At 40.1% G+C, this 24,148-nt stretch carries 25 protein-coding genes; 14 read left to right on the top strand and 11 right to left on the bottom strand.

Annotation, left to right across the window (positions count from 1 at the left end; translation table 11 throughout):
* The first annotated feature begins 11 nt into the window (after positions 1–11).
* From KSU66_RS01885 to KSU66_RS01875, 3 genes are read left to right on the top strand one after another with little or no spacing between them, the layout of a single operon-like run.
* Positions 12–953: an ABC transporter permease gene (locus tag KSU66_RS01885; protein ID WP_269049701.1), complete on the top strand. Its 942-nt coding sequence runs from the start codon at positions 12–14 to the stop codon at positions 951–953.
* A 29-nt stretch (positions 954–982) separates the two neighbouring features.
* Positions 983–2,008, top strand: coding sequence for an ABC transporter ATP-binding protein (locus KSU66_RS01880; RefSeq protein WP_269049700.1), 1,026 nt, complete (start codon positions 983–985; stop codon positions 2,006–2,008).
* Positions 1,980–3,017, top strand: coding sequence for an ABC transporter ATP-binding protein (locus KSU66_RS01875; protein WP_269049699.1), 1,038 nt, complete (start codon positions 1,980–1,982; stop codon positions 3,015–3,017). The genes KSU66_RS01880 and KSU66_RS01875 overlap by 29 nt, the downstream gene beginning before the upstream one ends.
* 54 nt (positions 3,018–3,071) lie before the next feature.
* Here the strand turns inward: KSU66_RS01875 and KSU66_RS01870 are convergent, their stop codons facing one another.
* From KSU66_RS01870 to KSU66_RS01860, 3 genes are all read right to left on the bottom strand, one after another.
* On the bottom strand, positions 3,072–4,397 hold the full coding sequence (locus tag KSU66_RS01870) for a CoA-disulfide reductase (RefSeq protein WP_269049698.1): 1,326 nt from the start codon (positions 4,395–4,397) through the stop codon (positions 3,072–3,074).
* A gap of 275 nt (positions 4,398–4,672) precedes the next feature.
* The gene (locus tag KSU66_RS01865) at positions 4,673–5,533 is read right to left on the bottom strand and encodes a DegV family protein (RefSeq protein ID WP_269049697.1); all 861 of its coding nucleotides are present in this window, start codon (positions 5,531–5,533) and stop codon (positions 4,673–4,675) included.
* Positions 5,534–5,561: 28 nt separating this feature from the next.
* Positions 5,562–6,377, bottom strand: a complete 816-nt coding sequence (locus KSU66_RS01860) for a Cof-type HAD-IIB family hydrolase (protein ID WP_269049696.1) — start codon at positions 6,375–6,377, stop codon at positions 5,562–5,564.
* 135 nt (positions 6,378–6,512) lie between these two features.
* On the opposite strand from KSU66_RS01860, the gene KSU66_RS01855 reads away from it, so the two are divergent.
* The 3 genes from KSU66_RS01855 to KSU66_RS01845 all read left to right on the top strand — a co-directional run bounded on the left by KSU66_RS01855 (position 6,513) and on the right by KSU66_RS01845 (position 9,934).
* A complete protein-coding gene (locus KSU66_RS01855; protein WP_269049695.1) occupies positions 6,513–7,283 on the top strand; it encodes an alpha/beta fold hydrolase in 771 nt (256 codons plus the stop codon).
* 50 nt (positions 7,284–7,333) lie between these two features.
* Complete coding sequence (locus tag KSU66_RS01850; protein WP_269049694.1) at positions 7,334–7,642, top strand: metal-sulfur cluster assembly factor; 309 nt, start codon at positions 7,334–7,336, stop codon at positions 7,640–7,642.
* Between the two features lie 156 nt (positions 7,643–7,798).
* Entirely contained in the window at positions 7,799–9,934 is a 2,136-nt protein-coding gene (locus KSU66_RS01845; protein ID WP_269049771.1) for an ATP-dependent Clp protease ATP-binding subunit, read from the top strand.
* Between the two features lies 1 nt (position 9,935).
* Here the strand turns inward: KSU66_RS01845 and KSU66_RS01840 are convergent, their stop codons facing one another.
* From KSU66_RS01840 to KSU66_RS01830, 3 genes are all read right to left on the bottom strand, one after another.
* Positions 9,936–10,214, bottom strand: a complete 279-nt coding sequence (locus tag KSU66_RS01840; protein ID WP_269049693.1) for a hypothetical protein — start codon at positions 10,212–10,214, stop codon at positions 9,936–9,938.
* An 86-nt stretch (positions 10,215–10,300) separates the two neighbouring features.
* Positions 10,301–10,564, bottom strand: a complete 264-nt coding sequence (locus KSU66_RS01835) for an ATP-binding protein (RefSeq protein ID WP_269049692.1) — start codon at positions 10,562–10,564, stop codon at positions 10,301–10,303.
* Positions 10,565–10,686: 122 nt separating this feature from the next.
* Positions 10,687–10,872: a DUF2929 family protein gene (locus KSU66_RS01830; RefSeq protein ID WP_269049691.1), complete on the bottom strand. Its 186-nt coding sequence runs from the start codon at positions 10,870–10,872 to the stop codon at positions 10,687–10,689.
* A gap of 187 nt (positions 10,873–11,059) precedes the next feature.
* On the opposite strand from KSU66_RS01830, the gene KSU66_RS01825 reads away from it, so the two are divergent.
* Positions 11,060–11,992 (top strand): beta-ketoacyl-ACP synthase III, encoded by a 933-nt coding sequence (locus tag KSU66_RS01825; protein ID WP_269049690.1) that lies wholly within the window; start codon positions 11,060–11,062, stop codon positions 11,990–11,992.
* A gap of 118 nt (positions 11,993–12,110) precedes the next feature.
* Positions 12,111–13,352 (top strand): beta-ketoacyl-ACP synthase II, encoded by a 1,242-nt coding sequence (gene fabF / locus KSU66_RS01820; RefSeq protein WP_269049689.1) that lies wholly within the window; start codon positions 12,111–12,113, stop codon positions 13,350–13,352.
* Between the two features lie 379 nt (positions 13,353–13,731).
* On the opposite strand, the gene trpS is transcribed toward fabF, so the two are convergent.
* Positions 13,732–14,721: a tryptophan--tRNA ligase gene (trpS, locus tag KSU66_RS01815; RefSeq protein ID WP_269049688.1), complete on the bottom strand. Its 990-nt coding sequence runs from the start codon at positions 14,719–14,721 to the stop codon at positions 13,732–13,734.
* A gap of 514 nt (positions 14,722–15,235) precedes the next feature.
* Between trpS and KSU66_RS01810 the strand changes: the two genes are divergently transcribed.
* From KSU66_RS01810 to pepF, 5 genes are all read left to right on the top strand, one after another.
* Positions 15,236–16,441 (top strand): putative glycoside hydrolase, encoded by a 1,206-nt coding sequence (locus KSU66_RS01810; RefSeq protein ID WP_269049687.1) that lies wholly within the window; start codon positions 15,236–15,238, stop codon positions 16,439–16,441.
* Positions 16,442–16,838: 397 nt separating this feature from the next.
* Complete coding sequence (gene spxA / locus KSU66_RS01805) at positions 16,839–17,234, top strand: transcriptional regulator SpxA (protein WP_166739594.1); 396 nt, start codon at positions 16,839–16,841, stop codon at positions 17,232–17,234.
* A 252-nt stretch (positions 17,235–17,486) separates the two neighbouring features.
* Positions 17,487–18,131, top strand: coding sequence for an adaptor protein MecA (gene mecA / locus KSU66_RS01800; RefSeq protein WP_269049686.1), 645 nt, complete (start codon positions 17,487–17,489; stop codon positions 18,129–18,131).
* Between the two features lie 114 nt (positions 18,132–18,245).
* Positions 18,246–19,397 (top strand): competence protein CoiA, encoded by a 1,152-nt coding sequence (locus tag KSU66_RS01795; RefSeq protein ID WP_269049685.1) that lies wholly within the window; start codon positions 18,246–18,248, stop codon positions 19,395–19,397.
* Between the two features lie 51 nt (positions 19,398–19,448).
* Positions 19,449–21,269, top strand: coding sequence for an oligoendopeptidase F (gene pepF / locus KSU66_RS01790; RefSeq protein WP_269049684.1), 1,821 nt, complete (start codon positions 19,449–19,451; stop codon positions 21,267–21,269).
* Positions 21,270–21,625: 356 nt separating this feature from the next.
* Here pepF and KSU66_RS01785 read toward each other — a convergent pair whose 3' ends face one another.
* The 4 genes from KSU66_RS01785 to KSU66_RS21390 form a co-directional block, all read right to left on the bottom strand.
* Positions 21,626–22,438 carry a DsbA family protein gene (locus KSU66_RS01785; RefSeq protein ID WP_329958757.1) on the bottom strand — a complete coding sequence of 271 codons (813 nt, stop codon included), beginning with the start codon at positions 22,436–22,438 and terminating at the stop codon, positions 21,626–21,628.
* Complete coding sequence (locus KSU66_RS01780; RefSeq protein ID WP_269049683.1) at positions 22,435–22,821, bottom strand: globin domain-containing protein; 387 nt, start codon at positions 22,819–22,821, stop codon at positions 22,435–22,437. The genes KSU66_RS01785 and KSU66_RS01780 overlap by 4 nt, the downstream gene beginning before the upstream one ends.
* Positions 22,822–22,965: 144 nt before the next feature.
* Entirely contained in the window at positions 22,966–23,151 is a 186-nt protein-coding gene (locus KSU66_RS21395; protein ID WP_443028925.1) for a lytic transglycosylase domain-containing protein, read from the bottom strand.
* Positions 23,129–23,242, bottom strand: a complete 114-nt coding sequence (locus KSU66_RS21390) for a transglycosylase SLT domain-containing protein (protein ID WP_443028924.1) — start codon at positions 23,240–23,242, stop codon at positions 23,129–23,131. Before KSU66_RS21390 ends, KSU66_RS21395 begins: the two co-directional genes overlap by 23 nt.
* 505 nt (positions 23,243–23,747) lie before the next feature.
* On the opposite strand from KSU66_RS21390, the gene KSU66_RS01775 reads away from it, so the two are divergent.
* Positions 23,748–24,137: a hypothetical protein gene (locus KSU66_RS01775; RefSeq protein ID WP_269049682.1), complete on the top strand. Its 390-nt coding sequence runs from the start codon at positions 23,748–23,750 to the stop codon at positions 24,135–24,137.
* Positions 24,138–24,148: the final 11 nt, after the last annotated feature.

Raw genomic sequence — 24,148 nt, 5'->3', positions numbered from 1 at the left:
GGTGAAGGTGAATGGCTAAATATATATTCAGACGATTGTTGCAGACAATTCCGGTATTAATCGGTGTATCGATTCTTGTATTCTCACTAATGCACCTTATACCAGGGGATGCTGCGCAAATTATGGCGGGCGAAGCGGCTTCTGAAGAAACCGTCGAGCAAATTCGTGAAAAGTTAGGTCTAAATGATCCAAAACCTGTTCAATACTTTAATTATATTTCAGGCGCTGTCCAAGGTGATCTAGGAAACTCGATTCGAAGTGGACGACCTGTAATGGATGAAATAAGTGGAAGGTTCTGGGTGACCGCGGAGCTTGCGATTTATGCAACGATTCTAGCAGTCTTTCTTGGACTTATCGCGGGAATCATTTCGGCGGTTCGCCATTACACATGGGCGGATGTATCGATTATGATCGTTGCATTGTTCGGACTTTCTATGCCGAACTTCTGGCTTGGACTTGTGCTGATTCAATGGTTTGCAGTGGGCGGAGATTGGCTCCCAGAATTTCTGAAAATGAGACCATCCGGTTGGGGAGACAGTTGGCGACAAATCGCGCTTCCAGTCATTTGTCTTGGAACAAGTGGAGCGGCAATTATTGCTCGTATGACTCGTGCTTCTATGCTTGAAGTTATAGGTCAAGATTATATCCGAACAGCACGAGCAAAAGGTTTGAGCGAACGTGTCGTAACGTATCGACATGCGCTAAAAAATGCATTGATTCCAGTAATTACAGTGGTTGGGCTTGAATTCGGAGCGTTTCTTGGAGGCGCTGTTATTACAGAAACAATTTTCGCAATTAACGGAATGGGTCGTCTAACAATAGATGCAATACGGGAGAGGGATTTCCCAGTAGTGCAAGGAACAATCCTTATTATCTCTGTGTTGTTTGTATTAGTGAATATGCTCGTTGACATTTCATATCGTATGTTAAACAAACGAATTGATCTGAACTAATAGGGCTTCTAGAAGAGAGGGAATACTGAATGGAAACTAATTTATTGGAAGTGCAGGATCTTCGGACATCCTTTTATACAGATGACGGTGAAGTAAAAGCAGTCGATGGTGTAAGTTTTAAACTTCCAAAAGGAAAGACACTTGGAATTGTTGGAGAATCGGGTTCTGGTAAAAGTATTACAGCATTGTCGATTCTTAGATTACTAGCATCTAACGGGAAAATCATCGGCGGTGAGGTTAAATTTAAAGGTGAGAACCTAATCGATTACTCGGATAATCAAATGCGTAGCATTCGTGGGAACGCAATTTCGATGATTTTCCAAGAACCGATGACATCTTTAAATCCGGTGTTTACAGTAGGACAGCAAATAGGTGAATCCTTAATTAAACATAAAATGATGTCGAAACGCGATGCGCAAAATAAAGCGGTTGATTTGTTGAAACTTGTTGGAATTCCATCACCTGAAGCACGAGTGAAGAACTATCCATATGAGCTTTCAGGCGGAATGCGACAACGGGTCATGATTGCGATGGCACTTGCGTGTGATCCAGAAATGTTGATTGCAGATGAGCCAACGACAGCGCTTGACGTAACAATCCAAGCTCAAATTCTTGGCTTGATCAAAGAATTACAGCATCGTTTAGGCATGTCGGTTATCTTTATTACACACGATCTTGGCGTTGTTGCAGAAACATGCGATTATGTAGCGGTTATGTATGCTGGACAAGTTGTCGAATATACGGATGTATACTCGTTGTTCAGGGAGCCGAGACATCCTTACACGATTGGCTTGCTCAACTCATTGCCACGTCACGACGTGGACCAGGAGAAATTGGAGCCAATTCATGGCAATGTTCCGAACGTGAACGATATGCCTGTAGGCTGCCGATTTGCCCCACGTTGTCCAGCGGCAACGGATTTATGTCGAGCAGAATTGCCAGAGTTAATGAAGGATGACGATGGAAATGATGTCCGTTGTTGGATCTATTCCGACAAATGGGACGGCGAATCGGAGGTGACCGTTTATGGCAAAAAAAGAACTGCTCAGAGTTGAAGGGCTAAAACAATATTTCCCCATTAAAGGGGGTCTATTAGGTCGAACTGTAAATCACGTTAAAGCGGTCGATGATATTAGTTTTAAAGTTTACGCAGGCGAAACAGTGAGCATTGTTGGAGAATCCGGATGTGGAAAATCGACAACAGGCCGCGCAATTCTTCGTTTGGAAGAACCGACTGAAGGCAAGGTATATTTTGAAGACGTTGATTTAACCTCCCTTTCAAAAAAGGAAATGAGGAAACAACGGAAAGATTTACAAATTATATTCCAAGATCCCTATGCGTCGATTAACCCAAGACAGACTGTAGCGGATATATTGAATGAAGCAATGACAATTCAAAATTCGGTGCCGGCAAATAAAAGGCGTAAACGTATCATTGAATTACTCGAAACAGTCGGGCTCAATGAATACCAAGCCGATCGCTATCCACATGAGTTTTCTGGGGGCCAGCGACAAAGGATAGGAATTGCAAGAGCTCTTGCTGTAGATCCAAAAATGATCATTTGTGATGAGGCTGTATCAGCGTTAGACGTATCGATACAAGCACAAGTATTGAACCTACTTGAAGAATTACAAGAAGAGTTTAATTTAACTTATTTATTCATCTCACATGATCTTGGCGTTGTTCGTCATATTTCGGACCGCGTGATCGTGATGTATCTCGGGAAAATTGTTGAAATAGGCGACCGTGAAGCGATTTTTGAAAATGCAAGTCATCCTTATACGAAAGCGCTATTGTCAGCAATTCCAGTACCAGATCCAACGCATGAAAAGACACATATTGCATTAAAAGGAGACGTGCCATCGCCGATAGATCCACCGACCGGTTGCCGTTTCCATACACGATGTCCATTTGCTCAGGACAAATGTAAAACAGATGAACCACTTCTTCAAACGCACCAAACTATGGAAGGCGAACATAAAGCAGCCTGTCATTTTATTGAAGAAATTGCGAGTGGAGAACTTTTACCAAGAGACTATTCAATTAAGCCAGAAATGGTGTAAGAAAATTTAACAAAACGAACCCCCTTGCTATCCATTGCAAGGGGGTTCGTTTTGTTATTTAGCTTTATAGCCAACCATATTAATGGGATCTTTAGGTGAAGAGTAGGGCGGTGAATAGCTTAGTTCAAGCGCGGAAAGGTCGTCCACGGTCATCTTGCCCATAATCGCGGTAGCAATTACGTCAATCCGCTTGTCGACGCCTTTATCACCGACCGCTTGTGCACCTAGAATGAGTCGGGAATGCCGATCATAATGTACACGCAACAAAATCGTCCCGTGATCTGGATAGTATCCTGCGTTCGTTCTCCCGCTATGAGTAACGGTATCAAATTCGATGCCTTCATCATTCAGATCTTTTTCGGAAAGGCCTGTCATGCCGGCAGTTAATGTAAATAACTTTGTTATCGATGTGCTAAGGAATCCATTTATTTTGACCGGATTTCCACCAAGATGACTCGCGACGATGTAGGCTTGTCGATGCGCATGCCATGCAAGTTGAACCCGCTTCGGTTTTCCCGTGAACCAATCCGAACATTCTGCGACATCACCAATTGCGTAAATATCTGGATCATCGGTTTGCATGTACTCATTGACAATGATGCCGTTAGTAGAACCAATAGAGAGTCCCGCTTCTTCAGCAAGGCTTGTGTCCGGTATAATCCCGACGCTAGCCGCGATAAAGTCGACTTTAATATTAACACCATTTTTCATGATTAAGTTGTTTCCTTCAATCCGTTCAATTGCATCATTGAAATAAAGGTCGACGCCATTTTCTTTCATTTCTTCATTTAGGATATCAGTCACTGGATAATCCATGACCTTCATAACACGATCATTGCGTTCGATGAGCGCTGTTTTTATTCCTTTAAGAATAAAATTTTCAGCAAGTTCAATGCCTATAAATCCGCCGCCAATCACTGCGCATGATTGTGGTTTTTCACGTTCTATATAGTCTATTATATCTTCCATGTCCGAATAACTTTTTAAAGTAAGCAATGGAAGGTTTCCAAGTCCTTTAAATTCAGGTATCCGTGAATAACCGCCGGGTGAAAGAATAAGTTTGTCGTATGATTTGGTGAAAGTTTCGTTAGTGTCAATGTTGCGTACTTCTACAGTTTTGTTGAGGCGGTCGATTGTGGTTACTTCGTGGCCAGTCAAAGTGTTAATATCTCTTTGCTCACCAAAAGTTATAGGATCGGGGCCTCTTACTTTTGTTTTGTCTTCGATTAATCCACCTATGACATAGGGCAAACCGCATGTCCCGTAACCGATTTCGCGGTCACGGCCAATCAGCGTAATTTCGGCTTCTGGTACGGCTCGTCTAATTTGCGAGGCAACGGTGGAACCACCTGCAACGGCACCTATAACAATAATTTTCATGCAATCATCCTTTTTTAATTAGGTATGTTGAACTAGAGGTTTATACTAAAATAGGAAGTAGTTGATTTCCGTTCCGATTGGACAGTGCGGAAAGTTACAGTACGATCTTTCCCTGACGCTTTCCGCGGGCACGGCTTCAGTCTCCTCGTCGCAAAATACGCTCCTGCGGGGCCTTCAGCCGAGGAAGAGTGAAGTTTCTCTTCCTATCTTTGCACTGCTGTTCCCGCTGGAGTCGCCGATCTACACTCCAATCAACTAGATGTGATATTTTTAGCTCACTCCACTTTAGGTAGTTTATTCAAAAAGTAAACGGAGAATGTTCCGGGGCCGACGTGCGCACCGATAACGGATCCAATGAGGTGGACTTCAATGCTCTTTGGATTAAAGCGTTCTTCAATCAATGCTTTTAATTCGAGTGCAACTGCTTCGTCGTCTCCGTGGCTAATGGCAAGTCGTTGTTCTGACAAGTTGTCGCCGCGTTCTTCCATCAGTTCAAGAAAACGTCGTATGACTTTTTTGCGTCCTCGGTGTTTTTCTATCGGAACTAGTTTACCTTCCTCAACGTGAAGAATTGGTTTTATATTCAATAGACCGCCAACGAATGCGCTTGTTTTGGATACGCGTCCTCCGCGTGCCATATAATCCAAATCATCAACAGTAAAGAGGTGCTCCATGTGAGCTGCCATAAATCTGATTTTCTCTTCTATGGATAGGATACTTTCACCAGCACTACGTAGACGAACCGCTTCTTTGACGAGCAGCCCATAGCCAAGTGAGGCACATTTTGAATCAATAATGACAAGATTTAAATCAGGATATTCTTCTTTCACTTGGTCGCGAATCATGACAGCTGTATTATGTGTTCCAGATAATTCCGACGAAAAAGCGATGTAAATGCCCTCATCACCAGATTTTGCCAGTTCTGTCCACCTCTCTAAAAAGTTTTCAGGAGAGACTTGCGATGTCTTCGGTTGACCACCTTTACGAATGGCTTCATACACTTCTAACGAATCAATTTCAACGATATCTTGGTACTCTTTACCGTCAACCAAAACGTGTAAAGGAACTAATGATACATCGCTATTAACGAAGAAATCTTTTGGTAAATCGGACGCACTATCAGCAAAAATCCTCATTTTATAACCCCCCATAACTTAACTATTTTTACTTCAATTGTAGCTGTTCATTAAGTACTTGTGCAATGCCATCTTCGTTGTTTGAGAATGGCGTAATTATATCGGCAATCGATTTTAATTCGTCAATGCCATTTGCCATTGCGACGCCAAGACCCGCGTACTCAATCATTTCGAAATCGTTGTTTTCATCGCCAAATGCTATAATTCGGTTCTGCGGAATCGCCATGGACTTCGCGACACGGTCAAGTCCAGCGGCTTTGCTTAATCCTTTTTTGAAGACTTCGATGACATGACCCCAAGGAGAATTCCAGACGCGGTGTCCAACAACATTGGCGTGGACATGGCTAAGATGATCACAAATCGCTTTAACGTTGCCTTCATCTGCTTGAATAAGTAAGCTGGTTGGATCATCCTTAAGGAAGTTTTGGATTTCCCCTGTCGTTATTTTTGGTTTACCCATAGTGAAATTATTTAATACTTTTTCATCATGATAATGTACATAGACATCATCCATTACTTCGGCAACAATATTATTCCATGGGAACTCTTGCATCGCTTCCATAACTTCTTTAACAACTGAAAGTTCAAGTGTTTCGTGACTTGTTTTCCATTCACGGTTCCCTGGTTGGTGAACAAACGCACCGTTAAAGTTAACGATTGGCGTCGCCAAGCCAAGTTCATTATAATAAGATTCAGTTGCCCGGTACGGCCGTCCAGTAGCAAACATAACGTGGTGGCCATGCTCTTGAGCCTGAGTTAATGCTAGTGCTGTTTTTGGTGTTATTATTTTATTATCTGTCAGTAAAGTCCCGTCAAGATCAAGGACGATTAAATGTGGTTGCAAAACGAATCCCCCTTTGCTACCAAGTTTACCGTTAATTCAATATCCAAGTCAAAGAAGTCGGTCGTAGAATAAATCCTTTGTTTTTTTAGAATAACTTTGATACGCTCAAATATAATAGGAAAAGGTTGTGATCAAATGATAATAAAAGAAGAACAATGGGGTACAATACCAATCCTACATATAGTGGAAGATGAGTTTAAAGAACAGGATGTTCCAGTGGTCATATTCCATCATGGGTTCACGAGTGCAAAAGAACATAATTTACATTATGCCTATAACCTTGCGAAACAAGGTGTCAGAGTTTTATTGCCTGACGCTCACTTACATGGTGTACGCGATGAAGGTCTTGATGAGGTCCAACTAGCATTACGTTTTTGGGAAATAGTTATGACTTCAATTGAGGAACTAGGGGTTCTTCAACAAGAGCTTAGGGATCGTGGACTTGTGAAAACAGGGAAAATTGGCGTTGGAGGAACATCGATGGGTGGTATTGTATCACTTGGCTCTCTTACGCTATATAAGTGGATTGATGCAACAATTGTCATGATGGGTGCACCTGGTTTTGTAGAGTTAGCGAAAGCGCAAATTGGCAACTATGAAGATGCTGGTTATAAGTTGCCGGTGACAGATGCAGAAAAAGAACAATTATTTGCTGGGCTAGCAACACTTGATCTAACAAAACAAAGTGCTTCACTCGGAAAAAGACCGATTTACTTTTGGCATGGAAAAAAAGATCCTACGGTTCCTTACAAACCAACGTATGCATTTTATAAGTCTGTGAAAGCCGATTATGCCGATGTGCCGGACCGACTTGTCTTCGTTACGGATAAGCAAGCAGCGCACGCAGTAACACGCGAGGGAATGCTCGGAGCGGTAAACTGGCTTGCATCTAATTTGAATGAATGACCTCTGACTGTTATGATTGAAGTATCATCAGAATAGAAAGGGGTATGAACATGAGTCAAGCAATGAAAGATAGTATGATGGGTGCGATTGAAAACGTTATTGACCCTGAACTTGGAATTGATATCGTCAATCTAGGGCTTATCTATGATGTAGAATTAGATGAGGAAGGTACGTCACATGTAACAATGACACTTACTTCTATGGGCTGTCCGATGGGTCCACAAATTGTTGATAATATTAAACAAGAACTTAGGGAACTTCCAGAAGTGAAAGAAGTAGAAGTAAACGTAATTTGGAACCCACCATGGTCAAAAGATAAAATGTCACGCTATGCTAAAATGGCATTAGGCGTAAGATAAAGATAGAAATAAAATTGAGGACTGTATGACTCTTAACGGGGTTATACGGTCTTTTTTATGTAAACAAAAATCTTTACCAATAGAAAAAAACATTATATAATTTAATTAATCAAAGATAGTCAAAGTCAGAGAAGCGGAAGGTGAATTGATATGAGAATGCAAGGCGAACAAGCAGATGAACGGTCTCCATTGGAGAGATTCGGGCGCAATCTCGTTGAAGAAGTGAAAAATGGGAAAATGGATCCAGTAATTGGGCGTGATGATGAAATTCGGGATGTCATTCGGATATTGTCACGTAAAACAAAAAACAACCCGGTGTTAATCGGGGAACCGGGCGTTGGTAAAACAGCAATTGTCGAAGGACTTGCACAGCGAATTGTAAAAGGCGATGTGTCGGAAGGTTTAAAGGGACGCGAAATATTTGAACTTGATATGAGTGCGCTTATTGCAGGCGCTAAATATCGAGGAGAATTCGAAGAGCGCTTAAAAAGTGTCCTAAAGCAAGTGAAAGACAGCGAAGGACAAATCATTTTGTTTATCGACGAAATTCATACAATCGTAGGCGCTGGAAAAATGGACGGTGCAATGGATGCAGGCAACATGCTAAAACCTATGCTTGCACGCGGTGAATTGTATTGTATCGGGGCAACTACGTTAGATGAATATCGTATGTATATTGAAAAGGATCCAGCACTTGAACGTCGTTTTCAACAAGTGCTTGTAAGGGAACCTTCAGTGGAAGATACCGTGTCGATTTTACGGGGATTAAAAGAAATGTACGAATTGCATCACGGTGTACGTATTCATGACCGTGCGATTGTGGCGGCATCGACATTGTCGAATCGTTATATAACGGAGCGGTTTTTGCCTGATAAAGCGATTGATTTGATAGATGAAGCGAGTGCGATGATTCGAACTGAAATTGATTCAATGCCAGAGGAACTTGATGCGGTCACGCGGAGAATTATGCAGCTTGAAATCGAAGAGCAAGCCCTCCGAAAAGAAAAGGACGCAGTGAGCAAAACGCGTCTTGAAGCATTGCGGAAAGAACTACAAGAATTAAAGGATTCTTCCGAAGGCATGCGTTCACAATGGGATTCGGAAAAAGAAACGTTACGAAAAATCCAAGAGAAGCGTGGAGACCTTGATCGTTTCCGCCGAGAGCTTGAAGATGCAGAAAATCGCTATGATTTGAATAAGGCCGCAGAACTTCGGCACGGAAAAATACCTGCAGTGGAAGCCGAACTGAAAGAACTTGAAGCACCGTTACTGGATGGTAAAGAAAGTCGTTTATTGCGTGAAGAGGTAACGGAAGAAGAAATTGCGACAATTGTTGCTAGGTGGACGGGTATTCCAGTGACGAAGTTGGTCGAGGGAGAACGCGAAAAACTGCTTCGTTTAGGTGAAACGCTGAAGGAAAGAGTCATTGGTCAAGATGACGCTGTACAACTAGTTACTGAAGCAGTTTGGCGTGCACGAGCAGGCATTCAAGCTCCGAATAAGCCGATAGGTTCGTTTCTATTTTTAGGACCAACTGGGGTAGGTAAGACGGAATTGGCAAAAACGCTAGCCGCTACGCTATTTGATTCTGAAGATCATTTCATTCGTATAGATATGTCTGAGTATATGGAGAAGCATAGTGTGTCTAGGCTCATCGGAGCGCCTCCGGGGTATGTTGGTTATGAAGAGGGAGGTCAACTCACAGAAGCGGTCCGTCGCAATCCGTATTCGGTCCTGCTGCTTGATGAGATTGAAAAGGCGCACCCGGATGTAGCAAATATACTTCTACAAATTCTAGACGATGGTCGGATTACTGACAGCCCAGGGAGACTTGTAAATTTCACGAACACAGTTATTATTATGACGTCGAATATCGGTTCGTCTTATTTACTGCATGATTTAGGTGATACAGAAAATCATGCAGCAGAAGACTTAGTAATGGCTGAACTGCGGAATCATTTCAAACCCGAGCTGCTTAACCGAATGGATGACATTATTATATTTCATTCATTAACGGGAGATACATTTAAGCTAATCGCAAGGAAGATGTTGGATGATCTTGCGACAAGAATTCATCAACAAGAGGTATCTATGGAGTACACGGAAGATGTGCTTGACTGGATAGTTGAAGAGGGGACTGACGCCGATTTTGGTGCACGTCCATTGAACAGATTTATCCAGCGGCATGTGGAAACAGTTGTTGCAATAGAATTGATCAAAGGCAATCTTGGACCGAACGATACATTAGCGCTAACGATGAAAGACGGAAAACTTATTGTGACTAAAAGATAATCTACTGAAACCGCCCTAAGATAAATCTTGGGTCGGCTTCTTTTTTTTGCGGTTCTATAATAAATGTTGAGGTATGTAAACAATTCGTAAAAAAGGAAATGGACGGAATGACCCGTTCTTTTATACTTATGATTAACGAGATAAGCAGTACTTGTAAGTTTACATGTTCATCATCGGCAATTAAAATTTTTGTTTGCTTTAGGTTTCCATGACCTTTCTTAGCAGGTGACGTTTCCGCAAGAAAAACTCCTGGCTTTTCAATGTAAATTTCAGGTGCCAATGTCGGTTTATCCGCCTTGCAATACGAAAAGTTATGCTGAAGCGGTAATGTGAAAATAAAGGTGGTTCCAACATCGATTTCTGAATCTACATTAATATCACCTTCATGTATTTCGACAAGTTTTTTTCGATACTGAGGTCTAGTCCAGTACCACCAAAATATCTTGATAAAGAACTTCCGGCTTGTCGTAAAGGTTCGAAAATCATTAAAGTCTGTTCTTTCGTCATACCACTCCCCGTATCTGTCATGAATATTTTATATGCGGACTCTATTTTCGCCACCGAAATACTAATTTCCCCAGATTCTGTATGTTTGATCGAATTACCTACCAAATTATATAGGATTCGCATCAGTAAATTTTGAAGAGTAATGATTGGCGGAAATTCATCGGGGATTTTATTTTTTATATAGTGAAATTACTTGAAAATATCCATAAAAAAACATCCCCAGATAAAGGAGATGTTTGATTATTTTATTCGTGGTCTGAAATAGGACCTTCTGGTAGTGATTCTCCAAGCAAAATGACTAAGACCGCTAAAACCACTGATAAGATTGCACCTGTTTCAAAGTTAAATGGCACGTTTGCAATAGCTCCAACAACGTAGTTAAGCAAAGTGACTAACATAAGAGACCAAACAAAAGTTAATATATACCTCAATCTATCTCACCTCAACAATACTAATACTCAAATTATTATATCATAGGATGTACAGTTGGGAAACATTTAATCAGGAAAACAGAATTTAATTTGGCGAAATCGTGTCGGGCAGTTGTAAAATAGGTTCAAATCTCTTATGATTAACACCAGGTACTAATATTAGATGATAATGAGCGGAGGATGTTAAATGAACGCGGGTCTACTTGGAGTTGGGAAATACGTACCATCACATATATTAACTAATCAGGATCTAGAGAATCGTATGGATACATCTGATGAATGGATTCGGACTATGACTGGCATTGAAGAACGTCGAATTGCAGATGAAGAAACGGACACATCACATATGGCTCATGATGCGGCAGTTGAAGCAATAAAAGATGCTGGGATTAAACCTGAAGAAATCGGCTTAATAATTGTTGCAACAGTAACGCCAGATCGTCCATTTCCATCAGTATCGTCAATGCTTCAATATCAACTTGGTGCAGTAAATGCAGCTGCAATGGACGTTTCAGCTGCATGTGCAGGATTTATGTACGGAATTGTGACGGCGAAGCAGTTCGTTGAATCAGGAACGTATGACTATGTGCTAGTTGTAGGTGTTGAGAAACTGTCGAAGATAACGGATTGGGAAGATCGTAACACAGCGGTATTATTCGGAGATGGTGCCGGGGCAACAGTCGTTGGAAAAGTAAGCGAAGGTCGCGGCATTTTATCATTCGAACTTGGCGCTGACGGCTCAGGAGGAAAACATCTTTATCAAGATGATAAACTTAAAATGAACGGACGAGAGGTATTCAAATTCGCAGTTCGTCAAATGGGTCAAACAGCGCTGAATGTAATTGAGAAAGCTGGATTAGCAAAAGAAGACGTTGATTACTTGATTCCACATCAAGCTAATATTCGAATTATGGAAGCCTCACGCGAACGACTTGGATTGCCTGTTGAAAAGATGTCGAAAACGATTCATAAGTATGGGAATACGTCATCAGCATCGATTCCAATCTCACTTGTCGATGATCTTGCTGATGGAAAAATTAAAGATGATGATATTGTAGTATTCGTTGGATTTGGCGGAGGCTTAGTATGGGGCGGACTTTGCATGCGATGGGGTAAATAAGTTTGTTCAAACACTTCGTATTGATGAATTCTATTGTTACAAACTATATATAAGCGAATAAATGTATCAAAACATCATAAAAGTAAATTCTATTATAGAGTGAAGGGAAGTTCTAATCATGAGTATAAAACGCGTAGTAGTTACAGGAATTGGTGCTGTTTCACCTGTCGGCAACACAGCAGAGGAATCATGGGAATCTGTTATTAACGGAAAATCGGGAATAGGTAAGCTGACTAGACTAGACAGCGATAAGTTTCCAGTAAAAGTAGCAGCTCAAGTAAAAGACTTCGATATTGAGGATTATATAGAGAAGAAAGATGCACGTAAGATGGATAGATTTACACATTATGCACTGGCTGCATCTATTATGGCTATGAAAGATGCCGGTTTAGAAGAACTTAATGAAGAGCTGGGACTTCGTACAGGTGTGTGGATTGGTTCAGGAATCGGTGGAATGGAAACACATGAACAACAATTTTTGACATTCCAAGAGCGAGGCTACCGTCGTGTTAGTCCATTCTTTGTCCCGATGATGATTCCAGATATGGCGTCAGGACAAGTATCTATTCATTTCGGCGCGAAGGCCATTAACTCATGTACAGTAACAGCTTGTGCATCAGGAACAAACTCCATTGGAGATGCATTCGAGGTCATTCGTCGCGGTGAAGCAGATGTAATGATCGCGGGTGGTGCAGAGGCGCCGATTACTACTATGGCTGTTGCTGGTTTTTGTGCCAATAAAGCACTTTCTTTGAACCCAGATCCTGCAACGGCATCACGTCCGTTTGACGCAGAGCGTGACGGATTCGTTATTGGTGAAGGGGCTGGAATTATTATTCTTGAAGAATATGATCATGCAGTCGCCCGTGGTGCGAAGATTTACGCGGAATTAGTCGGTTATGGTTCAACAGGAGATGCATTTCATATTACAGCGCCAGCTCCTAAAGGTGAAGGTGCTGTACGTGCTATGACTCAAGCACTTGAACAAGGTGGCGTTGCTCCTGAAAAAATTGACTATATTAACGCTCATGGAACAAGCACGGCTTACAATGATGAATTTGAAACGATGGCTGCGAAAACTGTTTTCGGGGACCATGCACGGAAACTTGCGATGAGCTCGACTAAATCGATGACAGGGCATCTTTTAGGGGCAGCTGGTGGACTTGAAGCTATCTTTACGGTCAAGGCGATTAAAGAAGGTATTATCCCACCAACAACAAACTATGTGACTCCAGATCCAGAATGTGATTTAGATTATGTGCTAAATGAAGCACGCGAAGCAAACGTCGATTACGCAATGAGTAACTCGCTTGGTTTCGGTGGTCATAATGCAACACTAGTCTTTAAAAAAGTAAAATAAAAAAATGAAGACGTCCCGGTAAAATGGGGCGTCTTTTTATTCGGCATTAACTGGTCATACACTCCAATGAACTATGGGACCTTAGATAAAGGAGGTTTTTAGAGATTTCATTGTGTTAGGGAATAAATTTAAATGAAAACAGCCCCTCTCGTCTAAAAAGGGGCTGTTCATTCATATAATCAAAGAAAACGAAAAGGGCGATGTATCATCACACGATTCTTTTTATTTCTTATTAGCTATGGTTTGCTTGTTGTCAGTATTTCTCATGTAATCCTTTATTTTAACTATAGATCACTTGGCTATGAGTGGAGCCAAGTATTCTATTACATCATTCGCACAGCAGATTTCGCCTTACTTGTCGGATCGGCAATTACATTGCTTATTGTCGTCGTCTTCCGAGGCCCATCGCGTTCTCCATTCTTTTTAGAGTAGCAGATGCGATGGCGTTTGCCCTTTCAGCACCACTATCTAAAATGTCGTCAAGTTTAGGTGATTCAATCAAATCATAATATCTTTCTTGGATCGGGGTAAGATGATTCACGACGGCTTCTGCTACACCAGCTTTAAAGTCTCCATATCGCAGGCCGTCATATTTGGCGACAAGCGCTTCAATCGATTCTCCGCCCGTGGCAGATTCAATCGTAAGTAAATTGGCGACACCTGGTTTGTTGTCAACGTCGAACGTAACAATCCCTTCTGAATCGGTAACAGCACTTTTTATCTTCTTTTCGATTTGTTTTGGTGTGTCAAGAAGTGAAATAGTTGCTCTGCCATTAGGATCTGATTTACTCATTTTCTTTAATGGATCCTGCAGAGATTTAATCCGAGCACCGTGTTTAGGTATGCGGATTTCTGGAATTGTTAATGTTTTTCCGTATCGATTATTAAAGCGCTCCGCTAGGTCCCGTGTTAGTTCTAGATGTTGTGTTTGGTCATCGCCAACAGGGACAATATCGGTATTATAAAGTAAGATGTCAGCCGCCATAAGTGGCGGATATGTTAGTAGGGCCGATGAAACGCCATCCTTACCATCCGATTTGTCTTTAAACTGTGTCATGCGCTCGAGTTCACCAATATAGGACAAGCATTGCATCATCCAACCGGCTTGTGCATGTGCAGGAACTTCTGATTGAATAAACAAAATTGCTTTCTCTGGATCGATTCCGCTAGCGACATATAGTGCTGCAAGTGATCGGATCGTCTTACTTAATTCTTTTGGATCTTGTTGGACGGTAATAGCGTGCTGGTCGACGATACAAAAAAGGCAATCGTATTCGTGCTGCAACTCAGTAAATTGACGAAAAGCTCCGATGTAGTTCCCGATTGTTACAGTACCTGTAGGTTGAACACCTGAAAAAATTGTTGTCATAAATAAACTCCTCCTTATAATTTAAAACACAAAAAAAGTCAATCGTCCCCTAAAAAAGGGGACGATTGACTTTTAATCAACCGCGGTACCACCCGAATTGCCCGAAGGCCTCTCAAGCTCCTTAACGCGGAGAAACGTAACAGAGTAGTAAAGGTTTATCAAAAAAATGTACTACCTTTTTGAAAATACCTTTCCATAAAGGTTCTTCAATAAGAAAGTTCATCTATTAGTCAGTTATCAAAAAGAATGTACTACCCAAGTGATAACTTCAACCTTTTTCATCTATCAAGCTCAGGAATCCACTTCGTTCTGGATGGTTATCTGTTCACACCTTTACAGACTCTCTGGCAAACCAACACAGACGTACTCTTTCCTTCAACGCCGATTTCTTGTATATTTCCAGAAGTATAAAGCAAGAGATACTTAAAAGCAAGAGATGCTATTTAAAATAGCTCTTTCAATTAGGCTCAATCCTTGCTAAACTTAGGATAGTGAAGAAAGGATGCATAATATTATGAAGCAAATGAAATGGATTGCAGGTCTAATTCTTGCAGTAGGAATTACTATTCCAACTGTCGCATACGCTGAAACTAAGAACAAAGCAGACGATTTTGCAGAACGTACATATGGGTTTGAGGAGATCGACGAGAAGCTTGTCCTAACGTCAAAGCTGTTTAGTTATGATTCAGGGCTTTCATTCGACTATCCGGATGCAGTGCGTGGCGTATATGTCACGGGACATTCCGCAGGTGGAGCACGATTTTCAAAACTGGTTGATTTAATGGATACAACAGACTTGAATGCAATGGTCATCGATATTAAAGATGATTTTGGTAACCTTACATATGTTCCGGAAGACGATTCCGCGTTGAAAGCATTGGATATAGGTAAACCGTATATAAAGGATCCTCGAAAGATGTTAGAAATTATGGAAGAGAAAAAGATTTATCCAATCGGAAGAATAGTTGTATTTAAAGATAGCGTACTCGCAGAAAAACGTCCTGACTTATCATTTATGGATGGCGATAAGGTCTGGAAAAATGGACGTGGTGAAGCGTTTGTAAATCCATTTATGAAAGAAGTATGGGATCATAACGTCGACATCGCAATCGAAGCGGCAAAAATGGGGTTCAAAGAAATTCAATTTGACTATGTTCGTTTTCCAGAAGGATTTGAAAAGCGTCATGATCAGTTGAAATATACTTTTGAGAAGTATGAGGAATCAGATTTAGATCCCGTAAAACGCAGGGTTGACGCAGTAACAGATTTTGTTGAATATGCACGCGAACAATTGAAGCCATATGGTGTGGAAGTGTCCGTTGATATATTTGGCTATGCGGCTACTCTAGAAGAGGCTCCAGGAATTGGACAAAACTTTTCGCGGATTTCGGAAAACGTTGACGTAATTTCATCTATGATTTATCCGAGTCACTGGACATCTTACTTTGGTGTTGCAAAACCAGATTTAGAACCGTACAAAATTGTTGCCGAATATTCAAAAATTGAAAATGAGGTACTAGGTGCGCTTAAAAATCCACCAGTGTCAAGACCTTGGATTCAAGACTTCAGTGCACCTTGGCTTGGTTCTGGAAACTATTTGAAATATGGTAAAGCAGAAGTTGAGGCACAAATCAAAGCTTTAAAAGATAATGGTATCGATGAGTATCTCCTATGGAATGCGGGTAATACTTACACTACGGGTGTCAATTACAAGCCGTGAACCATTACCGAGGCATTTTATTTAATTAGAAAAAATGAATATAAGGGAACCTTTATCTCCGCAATACGTACTAATAGGGAGTGGATCGATTTTTTCAATGAAATCAAGCCAATTGAGAAAACGAAATAAAAAAGTTCCCATGTTTAATTTGATCCACCGAAGGGTATAACAATAGATAGGACGAAAAATATTTAGTGAGTCCACGTAACCCATGTCATATTGCGGAATTGTGACAAGTTGTTAATAATTTTCAAGTAATTTCAAAAAAGTGTTTTTTTCATGACTAAAGTTGTGTATACTTAAAGAAGAACGAAATAGTTTACAATTATTCTAATGTAAGATTTATCATAATATAGATTTAAAAATGAACCGATTTGAAAGGAAGTGTCAGTGTATGATGGTCACACTATTTACATCACCTAGCTGTACGTCATGTAGAAAAGCGAAAGCATGGCTGGAGGAACATGAAATTCCGTACACGGAACGTAATATTTTTTCAGAGCCTTTAAATATCGATGAGATAAAAGAAATACTCAGAATGACTGAAGATGGAACTGATGAAATTATTTCAACTCGATCTAAAATTTACCAAAAACTGAATGTTGATGTGGAAAGTCTTCCATTACAACGCTTATATGAATTAATACAAGAGCATCCTGGATTGCTTAGAAGACCAATCATTCTAGATGAAAAACGACTTCAAGTAGGATATAATGAAGATGAAATTCGTCGTTTCTTACCAAGGAAAGTAAGGGCCTATCAGCTGTTAGAAGCCCGTCGAATGGTCAACTAATTATATGAATTGAAAAAAAGCTGATAGGGGACATTGGAAAATGCCTTAAACCTATCGGCTTTTGCCTTTCTCTTGCTTTCCTGACGAATGTTATCTACAATAACTTTTACTATCAAAAATTAATTGCTCTGTGTAGAAACCCTTACAAAACGTTCAGCATGGACATATAATAAGTATAAGCATTGTAGGATTATTTCATTCAACTAAGGGGAACTGTTACAAATCCTATTTAATAGGGAGGGAGAGAATGAGATGGAAATAGAACGTATAAATGAAAATACTGTTAAGTTTTTCTTGTCATATATGGATATTGAAGAGCGTGGTTTTACTCGCGAAGAAGTTTGGTATAACAAAGAAAAAAGCGAAGAACTATTCTGGGATATGATGGACGAAATAAACGATGAAGCTGAATTTGAGGCTGAAGGTCCATTATGGATTCAGGTCCATTCAAAAAATAACGGAATTGAAGTTACCGTCACGCGTGCTAACTCAGCAGACGGCAATATGGGTGAGTCTCCTTATGATCAGGAAGATTCGCAGAGAGCCTTCCAGCAACCGGATGACGAAGGTTATGAGAGACTTGAAGATGTGATGAAATCTTCTGGAGAAAATAGGAAAGTTGCAACCACATTTATTTTCGATGAATTTGAAAATGTTATTCGATTATCAAGCCGAATGCATGGATTCGATGTTAATTCATCCTTGTATTCATTTGAAAATAAATATTATATACACTTATCCTACGACGACGAACTTACTGATGAACAAAAAGAGAATATCGTCAGTGTGTTATTAGAATTTGGAAAACCTTCACCCAATACAATTCATATTTTAGAGGAGTATGGGAACGTCGTTATGAAATCAGATGTTTTCACGCAAATAGAAAAATATTTTTGAAAAAAATTTGTAAAGAAAACGCAACAACCTCAATGGGTTGTTGCGTTTTTGATTCTATAAAACTTAAATGGTAGTTGCATATCGACTGGAGTATTTGTAAGATTATGAAAAGGAGTGATTTTTATACTAACAGCAAAAAAGTTTGATGGATCGATTATTATTCTTTCGTCCAAGATGGAAAAAGAGCAGTTACGAGAATGGAGAAAGACAGCAAGGTTTTTATGTCCTCAGTGTGATGATTTGGTCCACCTAAAGGTAGGCGAAATCATTATCCCTCACTTTGCGCATAAAAAAAATGCGTCCTGTACCGCCTCATTTTCTGAAGGAGAGTCAAAAGAGCATCTTGAAGGTAAGCGACAACTCTATGAGTTTCTTCGCAGTATTGGAAAAGAAGTCGTATTAGAACCTTATTTTAAATCGTTGGCTCAACGTCCAGATTTACTCGTAACTAGTGATCTTGGGCAAGTGCCAATTGAGTTTCAATGCAGTACAATCCCTGTAAAACAGATAGAGTTAAGGACCAGAGGTTATGAAAGTGCAAGTATGAGACCAGTCTGGTTGTTAAGAACTCCCTCAAAATTAATGGCACTCCCCCAAGGTGTCGGCGTATTTCATTTCTCCCGATTTGAAAGAAGTTTTTTTACCCACCAAATCCCAGTAGGACTGGTATTCCTCACGTATGACCCCAAATTTGAACAATTTCATTACTTCAGCAATCTTTTTCATGTGACGGGCAAGCAGTACATCGGTACTCACCGCATATTACCTATATCGAAGCAAATATTTCCTTTTGCACGTCCAAAAATTCCAACCGAAAAAGAATTGCAGCAATACGTGCATAGTTATTTATCCATGCGAAAAAAAATTTTGCGAACGAGGATTTTATTCAACAGAAGGGGCATTAATGATTCTTTTCTTCGTGGATGTTATGAACTGCGAATTACACCAGAGCAGTTGCCGTTGTGGATTGGGGTGCCAGTTAAGTATATGGGATCCTTTCATGAAAATGCATGTGAATGGCAACTTGATTTTCTATTCTTTATGCGTAAACATCGACTGAAATCTAGCAATCTAACTGAAGTAGAAATCCATAATTTTATACAAGGATATGAAGGGCCGTCGGAGAAACTACTGAAAGCTTGTGTCTGTTATCGGAACTTTTTGCTAGATGTTGGCATCGAATCCTTAGACGATAAGCTGAAATTGGATGAAAAAGAATTGGTTAATAAAATAACCACAATCCTTGCAAAGTCTAATGAAAATTGAGAAAATAGAAGTGATTCGTTACTCGAAGTAACGATAAAAGGGGGATTTAGAATGACGGGTGAAACAACTAATAAAGTACTAACACGCGATGAGGTAGAGGTAGAAGAAACGTGGCGCCTTGAGGATATATTCGCAACTGATAAGGCTTGGGAAGAAGAGTACGTTGAAGTGGAAACGTTTTCTGAACAAGGTGAGTCATACAAGGGAACGTTAGGTAACGGTCCAGAAGCACTTCTCGAAGCGCTAACATACCGTGATCAGCTTTCAGAAAGGCTACATCGCCTCTATACGTACGCACATTTAAAGTTAGATCAGGATACATCGAATAGTTTTTATCAAGCTGTTGACGGACGAGTAAAGACACTTCTTGTCAAGGTATCAACTACGCTGTCATATTTCTTACCAGAACTATTGACAATTGATGAAGATAAACTCAATTCTTGGGTTAAGGAAAATGAGGACCTAGGATTGTACAAACAGGAACTTGAAGAAATAAACAAACAACGTCCACATGTATTGCCTGCTGAACAGGAAGCATTACTGGCGCAGCTGTCTGAAGTAACTGGGAAATCATCTGAAACCTTTAGCATGTTAAATAATGCAGATCTTAAATTTCCAAAAGTGAAAAATGACGAGGGAGAAGAAGTTGAATTATCCCATGGCCGATACATTGGCTTCCTTGAAAGTAATAAGACTAGTGTTAGGGAAGAAGCGTTCAAGGCGATGCACGCGACCTATGGTAAGTTTCAAAACACATTTGCGTCCACGTTATCTGGAAATATTAAAGATAACAACGTGAATGCAACAATTCGTAACTTTTCATCTGCCCGTGAAGCGGCGATGTCGAATAACCATATTCCGGAGCAAGTATACGAAAATCTTGTCACAACGATAAATAAGAATGTTCATTTATTACAAAGATACGTTGCATTACGGAAAAAAGTATTTGCACTTGATGAGCTTCATATGTGGGATATGTATGCACCGCTCGTTCAGGATGCTGACATGAAATATAGTTACGAAGATGCGGCAGAAACGATGCTTGAAAGCTTCCATCCATTGGGCGAAGAATATGTTTCGATTGTTAAAGAAGGTCTGGAAAATCGTTGGGTAGATGTGCGTGAAAACGTTGGAAAGCGCTCAGGAGCCTATTCTTCAGGTGCATACGGGACCAATCCGTATATCTTAATGAACTGGCAGGACAGCGCGAGTAACTTGTTTACATTAGCGCATGAGTTTGGCCACAGTGTTCACAGTTATTATTCTCGTAAGCATCAGCCATTTGTGTATAGTGGCTATTCAATTTTCGTTGCAGAGGTAGCATCGACAGTAAATGAGGCTATTTTAAACGAACATTTATTGAAGACAATTGATGATGAGCAAAAACGAATATACCTACTTAACTACTGGCTAGATGGATTCCGCGGTACAGTTTTCCGGCAGACAATGTTTGCTGAATTTGAGCATTTAATTCACGAGCTTGATCAGCAAGGTGTGTCATTGACAGCTGAAAAGTTAACTGAAGAATATTATGCACTTAATAAAAAGTATTTCGGCGATGACATTGTTGTAGATGAGGAAATCGGTATGGAGTGGGCTAGAATTCCACATTTCTACTATAATTATTATGTTTATCAATATGCAACAGGTTATAGTGCGGCAGTTGCACTTAGCAATCAGATTTTAACGGAAGGTGAACCGGCAGTTGAGCGATATATTAACAATTTCCTGAAAGCTGGTTCATCCGATTATCCAATCGACGTCCTTAAAAAGGCGGGAGTAGACATGACAAGTGCTGCACCGATTGAAGAAGCTTGCAGGGTTTTTGAAGAAAAACTAAATGAGCTTGAGTCACTTCTATTGAATAAATAAACTAAAAACAATCTCGTTCAACTGGTTAGTGACTAGTTGAACGAGATATTTTATTTCAAAATGTGACAATCATGTTAAGTCGATTGTGAATTGTTGCTGTTACTATTATTTCGTGATAAGGTAAGGATGTGAAATAAATCACATACCAAACATACACCCCCTTTTGTTTGAACGTGAACATTTCTCCCATTCCCTTTGTAAAAGAGCATCCACTCCCCCCCAGGAGTAGGTGCTCTTTTCTTGTTCCATTAAAGAAGATTTCTCTCCCCATGCTAATGTACGAAATGCCCCTCCAAATAAAAAAAAAGCTGACCAATCTGTCCAATTAAGTTGGGTGATCAATCAGCTAATCTATATTAATTACATTTTTTACGCCATAATGTTGTGTCCTTAAAGGATAAACGTTCCACATATTGTTGTAGGAGACGTTTTTTTAATTCGCGTTCCGCAGACTTTTCACTAATTCTGTAGATTTCCGCGATTTCTTTTGTAGTCAGCGCATCAAATCGACCAAATAAGTTTTCCAGTGGAGGAGGTGAGTTGGGAATAATCGTTTGACCGATGAGTTCCTCAAGAATCTGCTCATATACTTCATATGAATATAGTCCACTAACTTTTAATCCTTCGTCTTCAATGTTTTCGTTGAAGAAAACGAAAGTAGGTGCGTTATCAACTTCCATTTCTTTTGCCATTGAAAGATCAACTTGTAATGAGCGGTGCACGTTTTTTGAAGAGAAGTCACGAATAAATTCATCAACATCTAGAAGAAGAAGTTCAGCGATTTCTACAAGTACGGAAAAAGATGTGACGTTTCGTGATTTTAAATATGAGTACTCAAACATTTTTGAAATAAATCGTTGTCCCGCACGCTTTCCTTGGAATTCCGCGGCTCTTATAGCGATTGACGGAAAGGACGCATGATGTTTCTCACAATCTTCGGTTGAATATTCATCATTGACACATTGCAAATTCATAGACGGGAGTGATGTCCGTAAAACTGTGCGCAGTGTAAAGTATCGTTCATAATCCACCTGCAGCTTACGGAGGATTGTTTGAAGCGACCAGCTTGCATCGCATGCTGGATCGATAAAAGCATATAATTCAATCGGTCTAGTTACTAGGAAGGGAGATGGGGCAATCCGGTTTTCCATCGACCTGCTTGGAATCACGTGTCTTCCCCCTTATTCACCATATGTTTGGCTGTTAACGCCAAACGTTTAAAGTAAAACTCCCGGATTCTTCCTTCTAGTTGGACCTCGTCCATTGCTTCTGACATGCAGGCAAGCCATGCATCCGCACGTAGCGGGGTAATTGGAAAAGGATTATGGCGAGCTTTCATCATAGGGTGTCCGTGTTCTTCGCTGAATAGATTCGGTCCACCTAAATATTGAGTCATAAATTGTTTTTGTTTACGGGCTGTTTCAGAAAGGTCAGCCGGGAATATCGGGAATAGGTCTGGATGAACGGCAACTTTTGAGTAAAATAGGTCGATCAATTCCGACAGCTTTTCTGCACCGATCTCCTCGTAAGGGATCAAAGGTTTTTGTATCATATCATTTTGGCTCCTTTACTCTGACTGTACTAATATTCTACCAACCGATTGCTACTTTCACAACTGAATCGCTTCTGAGATGAAGTATGGATAAGGATAACTAAGTTAAGCGTTATAGGTATTGAACGCTTTTTCAACGTAGTATTAAGTCTCTTTAAATGTCGATATATCATTATATATTCTTGGATTTTCAGGACCTGCATTATATGTGGCAAGAGTGTGTTCGACATTACTGGTCAACTCGTTAAGCATTTTGCGCAAATATTTTGAATGGACTTTAATATTCTTTACCGAATCAAAGCTATCCTTAACCCCCGATAAATTTAGCAGTGCCAGGCATTATTTGCATGTGGCTATATGCGATGGCGTGATTAACCAAGTTGGAATTTAAATTAGACTCATGCTGAATGACTGATGAAATTAAATGGCTAGGTGGGTTATTTTATTCGGCAACATCATTAATAATGTCTTCATATTGATCATTTTAATAGTTGTCCCTTAGGCATACCCGTTTAAAAGATTCGTAGTTTCTGTGTGATAAATAGGCAAGATGGATTGATTGGAATTATAATGATTGCTCTCGGGTAATTCCCCTCGAATCGCTGTATTTCCGAGCAAGGTACCTGATGCTGATGATTGACCGAGAACGTTCTCGAGCATACTGGAAAATAATGAAGAAGATGGGCTGTTTTTTTTGCAAAACTTTGAACAGCTCAGAAGTTTTGTAGTAAATTTATATCTATTAAAATTTATGAAATATGGGCATCTATTGAAATCATTTCATTCAAATGAGAGCTTGAGCATCAGGTTAAGACTTATACTTTAAATGCTATACTAATAACTACTTGAAATCACACTATACGACTGCAAGACTGCGCTGCTTATGATAAACTAAACGTAGCGAAACTTGAAGGGATGAAATATAAATGACAACGAAACTTCAAATTGATGGTGGCATTCAAAACGATTTAGAAATCTGTTTTACAGTAATAGGTACACCAAAAACGTTTCGTTTTACTCCAGCGGGTAAGATGATTACAGATTCTAAAGAAATGACTTTTGTTTATTTATTAGACGAAGAGGAAGAGTACGGCTACATACATTTTCCACAATCGGTTTGGCCATTAATGGTCGATGTATTAAAAGGTAATAAAGATCCGGTTATATTTTATAACGATGTTCGCGTGCCACTTATCGGTTTTGTCGAAGAGCTGACCATGCTAATTTTTAATATTGAAGGAAATGATAATTACGGCGAGGAATTTACTACAGTAGTTGAAAAAGCGTTTAAAGAAATTCTAACAAGTAGCGAGTAGGTAAGGGGGAA

It is taken from the genome of Sporosarcina sp. G11-34, assembly GCF_026931025.1.
Note: the sequence above shows the minus strand (reverse complement) of the source record. Positions and strands in the feature narration are given on the sequence as shown.